4 protein-coding genes are annotated in these 5,180 nt (G+C 59.6%); 2 read left to right on the plus strand and 2 right to left on the minus strand.

What is annotated here, in order from left to right; all coding sequences use genetic code 11:
• Positions 1 to 34 precede the first annotated feature (34 nt).
• Entirely contained in the window at positions 35 to 397 is a 363-nt protein-coding gene (locus HKN37_05180) for a hypothetical protein (protein NNE46036.1), read from the minus strand.
• 226 nt (positions 398 to 623) lie between these two features.
• Between HKN37_05180 and HKN37_05185 the strand changes: the two genes are divergently transcribed.
• Positions 624 to 1,703, plus strand: a complete 1,080-nt coding sequence (locus HKN37_05185; GenBank protein ID NNE46037.1) for a 1-acyl-sn-glycerol-3-phosphate acyltransferase — start codon at positions 624 to 626, stop codon at positions 1,701 to 1,703.
• Between the two features lie 58 nt (positions 1,704 to 1,761).
• The gene (locus tag HKN37_05190; protein NNE46038.1) at positions 1,762 to 3,189 is read left to right on the plus strand and encodes a hypothetical protein; all 1,428 of its coding nucleotides are present in this window, start codon (positions 1,762 to 1,764) and stop codon (positions 3,187 to 3,189) included.
• 17 nt (positions 3,190 to 3,206) lie between these two features.
• Here HKN37_05190 and HKN37_05195 read toward each other — a convergent pair.
• Positions 3,207 to 5,180, minus strand: a 1,974-nt coding sequence (locus HKN37_05195) for an accessory Sec system translocase SecA2 (protein NNE46039.1), incomplete at its 5' end; no start/stop codon positions are given.

Below are 5,180 nucleotides of genomic sequence, written 5' to 3' on the forward strand. Positions count from 1 at the left end.
CTTTATGCCAGACAAGGCCTTTGTCAAGATCGGTCTACTCATCCGTACTCGTTGGTGCTCCGTTCATCCTGTATCTGTTGCGCAGCGACCCGCTCCGGAATACGAGGCCCGACACTGCCGTCAGAAATGCCACCGAACCAAGGATCGCGACCATCCGCATGTAGGGCTGGCCCATTTCCATTCTCCGGGACATCAACTCGGACAGCGTCAGCAGCCACTCAATCGCGCCGAGGACAAGAATGATCTGTATTACGCGGACGGCCCATGGGCGCTTCACCACGAGTAAACCCAGCGCTGCGAGAAGCAGAACGACAACCAGCATACTCTCAGCACGCAGAAAGTGTGCGGCCAGCAGAATGAGGCTCAGGACAACGGGGGCGAGTCTTAGTGCAATCATGGCGTAGAGTTATTGGCCGGAAATGATAGGTATGTGGGCCGACGCCCGCAAACAAAATGACCCGAAACCATCGCGAATACGATCCGCCATCGTCTGAGCGAAAAGTGTAGATTCAGTCAGAGAACCAATCCCGCCCGTGAGCCGTCACCGATTCCAGACCCCGCTGAGCATCGCCCTGTTCCGCACGATCCTGCTATCGGCGGTACGGGTCCTTTGGCGCCCTGATATGATTGCAGGCAAACGGGCGCTGGAGAACGGCCCGTGTTTCTTCTACGGCAACCACTCCAACCGCTGGGACCCTTTCGTCCTCAACTGCTTTACGCCGTGGGCCGACCCGACCGGGGGCGTGATGACACAGGAGTTCTTTCGACGACCATTTCTGAGATGGGCACTCAGCAGATTCGACCTTCATCCTACACGAAAGCGCATCGCCGATCCTCACCTGATCCGCGTGTTGCACCGAATGGTCGCTGACGGGCGCAAGATCGTCATCTATCCCGAGGGGGGAAGCCGCTGGACCGGACGACCGGAGCCGTGGATCGAGTCAACGGCCAAACTGTTCACGCGGATGGGAATTCCGGTCTATCCGGTGGTCACGCGGGGTTCATACACCACTTGGCCGCGGTGGGCCACCTATCCACGTCCCGGACGGGTTGAAGTCGAGATTCTCGAGCCGCTGAGCTTCAGTCGCAATACACCGCTCGATGAGGCGATTCGGCAGCTCCGCGCCCCGATTCAGTTCGACGAGAACGTGGCGCCAGAACACCTCCGACCCCGATGGGCCTACCGGCCGGCCGACGGGATTCATCGCTTGCTCTATCGCGATCCGGTGACAGGGAAGCACGGTGGCCTCGGCACGCCGGATGGCACGTACGTCCAGAACGAGGAGGGCTCGCTAAGGTTGAAGATGCTGCCCGACAGTCGCCTGCTGGACGAGACGACGGGGGAAGTACACCTCACCGGGGATCTGTATGAGAAAATCCGCGACATGCCGCTGTCGAAGGACCCGTCGGGAAGGCTCCTCGAGAACAACGTAGAGTGCCATGTTGAGCTCGACTTCCCGCATCTCGTCAGCCATGGCGACATGACCGCCCGGCTTTTTGACGACAGCATCCAGCTGAACGGCGCCACGACACGTTCGATTCCTCTGGCCGACCTGCATGGCTTTGACGTCGAGCGGAATTTCAAGCTGCAGCTGTTCCTCGCGGCCGAAATGGTGCAACTGAGCTTTGTGCGGGAGGGAAGCGCACTCGCGTGGAGAGACGCCCTTGCAAGGCTGGGAAACGCGTCTCCCGACACGGCATAGCAATTCGCCTCACGGGAACTCCTATATTCTGGGCGACTTGCCAACCGACGGTTTCTACATGCCTGTCTGGGAATTTTCTTTCACGATCAAGCAGTTTGTGCTCGATTTCGCAGTCGTGAGCCTCCTTCTGGTCGGCGCCACGGTGGCACGAAGTAGAATTCCCGTTCTGCAGCGCTTTCTGATCCCGGCAAATCTCATCGCCGGCTTTCTCGGGCTGATACTCGGGCCCGAGCTGTTGAGGTGGATCGAATTCTCACCCGAGCGCATGGGCGTGTACGTCTACCACCTCCTCGCGCTGACCTTTATCGGCATCGGACTAAAACGCACGGGCGGCCGCACCGTCGGCGCAATCCACATCGGATTCATCAAGGTGCTGACGTTCGTGATTCAGGCGCTGATCGGACTGATCGTAGCGCTTTTCTTCCTCTGGCTTATCTCGCCGAATCTGGTGCCTGCCGTTGGCATCCTCCTTCCCCTCGGTTTCGGCATGGGACCAGGAATCGCCTTTTCAATCGGGCAGTCCTGGGAGGCGCATGGCTTTGCGGAAGCCGCGGATATCGGTTTGACGCTGGCCGCCATCGGATTTCTCGTTGCGTACATAACTGGTATCAGCGTCGTGAACCGTGGAATTCACAAGGGCATCGCGACGCTACGCGCGGATGAGGCCGGTACCGAGTTCGTGCGGCGCGGATTTGCGAAAAACGCCCCGATCAGCGTCGGCTCACACAACACATTCTCCAGCGGAACCATCGACACGCTCACTTTTCATTTCGCGCTGGTCGGAGTCGTGTACCTGCTGGCGTATGGCGTCGTGCTGGGACTCGAGCAACTGCTCACCGCAGCGGACCTGACGCACGAGATTCCAACGCTCTGGTCACTCAACTTCGTCGTCGCGAATCTCCTGGCCCTCGGGGTCCGGAAGGCGGTCGAGGTGAGGCAGGCAGGATATATGATTGATGATGGCACCCTGCGTCGCATCACCGGACTGCTGGCGGATCTCCTGGTGGCCGCCGCGATCATGGCGATCAGTCTCAAGGTCACGTGGCAATACGTGGGGCCGATCGCTGTGATGTGCATCGTGGGCGCGGTCGCGACGTACTTCGCGATCAAGTGGCCCGTCAGCAGATTATTCTCTCAGTACCGCTTCGAGAGAACGGTCGGGCTTTACGCCGAACAGACCGGCACGATTAGTTCGGGCCTTGCCATGATCAGAGTGACGGATCCCGAATTCGTAACGCCCGTCGCCCAGGATCAGGCTCTCGGGAGCGGCGCGGCGCTGGCTCTTGGCTTCCCTCTATTGATCATGATCAACCTTCCGCTGGTCTGGTATCGGGGAACCCTCGAAGGCTACTTCACCATGGCGGGGTTGCTCCTACTCTATCTCGTAGCGTTGGTCGTGATGTGGTTCATCTTTACGCGCAGAACCGCTGAATCCCTTACCGGTGACCTGCCCGTGGCTGCGACGCCAGGTGACTCGTCGGCCTGACCGGCCCGACGGCCCTTCTAGTTCCCAGCCGAGCCACGGCCAACCGTCAGTCTTCGCCAGATGGCCCACACCGCTAGCAGTGGCCACGCCATCACCACGGCCCCCGCCGTGAACGCGACGTTCCCGCGACCGAAAAGCATCTGCTGCAATTCGGTCAGCACCTGGTCGCTCACCAGGTACGTCCAGGTGGATGCCGGAGCCCGCACACCAGCCGCTTCCAGGCTCAACCCGCTTCCGGATGCATTAATGGCTACCAGAGCGTCCGCCGTTCGCTTCTCGACACAGTCATAGACGGTCCAGAAACTCTCGACAATCTGCTTGTGGAACTCGTGGAGAGGATCGAGTCCGCCGATACCAACCAGGTGAATGCCTTCCCGCACTTGTGCGACAAACTCAAGCTGTTCGGCCCAGCACTCATCGATAAAGTGTAACGTCGCCTCACGCTCGGCCTCCTCCGTTGCGCCGGACCCAAACCTGTCTATCGCCCATCGAAACAGGTCCTCCTGACGTGTCGCCCAGATATCTGGATCTGCAATGCCGGTGAGCACCTGTGAACGCCAGGCATGCAACTTCTTGCGTTGATCTTCAACAAGCGTGGAGTACCGAAACAGCGTTCGGCGGATCTCGAAATTCTGACCTTCCGCGATGCGCTGAACTCGATCCAGTTCGCGCCTCACGACGGGATGAACAATCCGTCTGTCTTGATTTGGCGGTCGCAGGATCGGCGGAATCAGATCGTCGATTCCGTAGCGGACCATCAGATCGTCGTCCAGGCTGACAAAGAAGCGGGATGTCCCGGGATCTCCCTGTCGACCGGCGCGGCCGCGCAGTTGATCATCGATCCGCCGGCTCTCGTGGCGATTCGTTCCAAGTACGCAGAGGCCGCCAAGTCGCACGACAGCGTCCCGATCGCTCTCGTCGGATCCACCCAGACGGATATCCGTGCCGCGACCCGCCATGTTTGTCGAGATTGTAACCGCACCGAGCGCTCCCGCATCCGCAACGATGGCGGCTTCTTCCTCGTCGTGCTTCGCATTGAGGATCCGGCATTCGATTTTGCGATCCCTGAGTCGAGACGCGATGGTTTCCGACTCGGCCACACTCCGCGTCCCGACCAGAAGCGGCCGGCCCGTTGAATGCACGGATGCAATCTCCTCTGCCAACGCCGCGTTTCTCGCCCTTTCGTGAGTGAATACATGATCCGGAAGATCCTCCCGGATGCACGCTCGATTGGGCGGAATCGGGACGACGCTCAGTCCATAGAAGTCGTGCAGTTCGTCCGCCGCCGGCTGCGCCGTGGCCGTCATCCCTGCAAGACGGGGATAGTGTGCCAGGAAATGCTGAAGTGTTATGGATCCCAGAATACGTCCGCCCTGCCGCACAGGCAGACCCTCCTTGGCCTCTAGCGCCGCCTGGAGGCCGTCGGGCCAGCGCCGATCGTCGACGACGCGACCCGTGAATTCATCGACCAGCTCGATACGGTTGTCTCTTACGAGGTAGTCGACGTCACAATGCAACAACGCGTGCGCGTGCAGGGACTGATTCACTTCGGTAAGGAGGACGTAGTTTCTATTGTCATGCAGATCGCCTCTTTCAAGAGCGGTTTCAACCCTGTCAAGGCCGGCGTCCGTCAGTTCGACGTTGCGCCCGAATTCACTCGTGACCCAATCGCGATTCTCGACAAGGCCTCCGACAATGGATGCGATCTTGTAAGGGCTGGTGCTCGAAGAAACGCGTTCACCCGCGATCACAAGAGGTACGCGAGCCTCGTCGATGAGAATGGAGTCCGCTTCATCGACAATGGCATAGTGAAACGGCCGATGAGCGATGTCTCTCTCATCGCGGCACAGGTTCGAGCGAAGAAAATCAAAGCCGGCCTCCTTTGCCGTCGCATACGTGACATCCGCTGCGTAGGCATGCTTACGCGTCTCCGGATCTGCATCCTCCTGAATCGTTCCTACACGTAGACCAAGGGCGTGATAAACTGGACC

The sequence above is a fragment of the Rhodothermales bacterium genome, from assembly GCA_013002345.1.
In the GTDB taxonomy this organism is placed as follows: Bacteria; Bacteroidota; Rhodothermia; order Rhodothermales; family JABDKH01; genus JABDKH01.

Bases quoted from the DNA above. Each gene is read 5' to 3' on its own strand.
- HKN37_05180 (NNE46036.1), bottom strand. From the start codon at position 397: ATGATTGCACTAAGACTCGCCCCCGTTGTCCTGAGCCTCATTCTGCTG.
- HKN37_05185 (NNE46037.1), top strand. From the start codon at position 624: ATGATTGCAGGCAAACGGGCGCTGGAGAACGGCCCGTGTTTCTTCTAC.
- HKN37_05190 (NNE46038.1), top strand. From the start codon at position 1,762: ATGCCTGTCTGGGAATTTTCTTTCACGATCAAGCAGTTTGTGCTCGAT.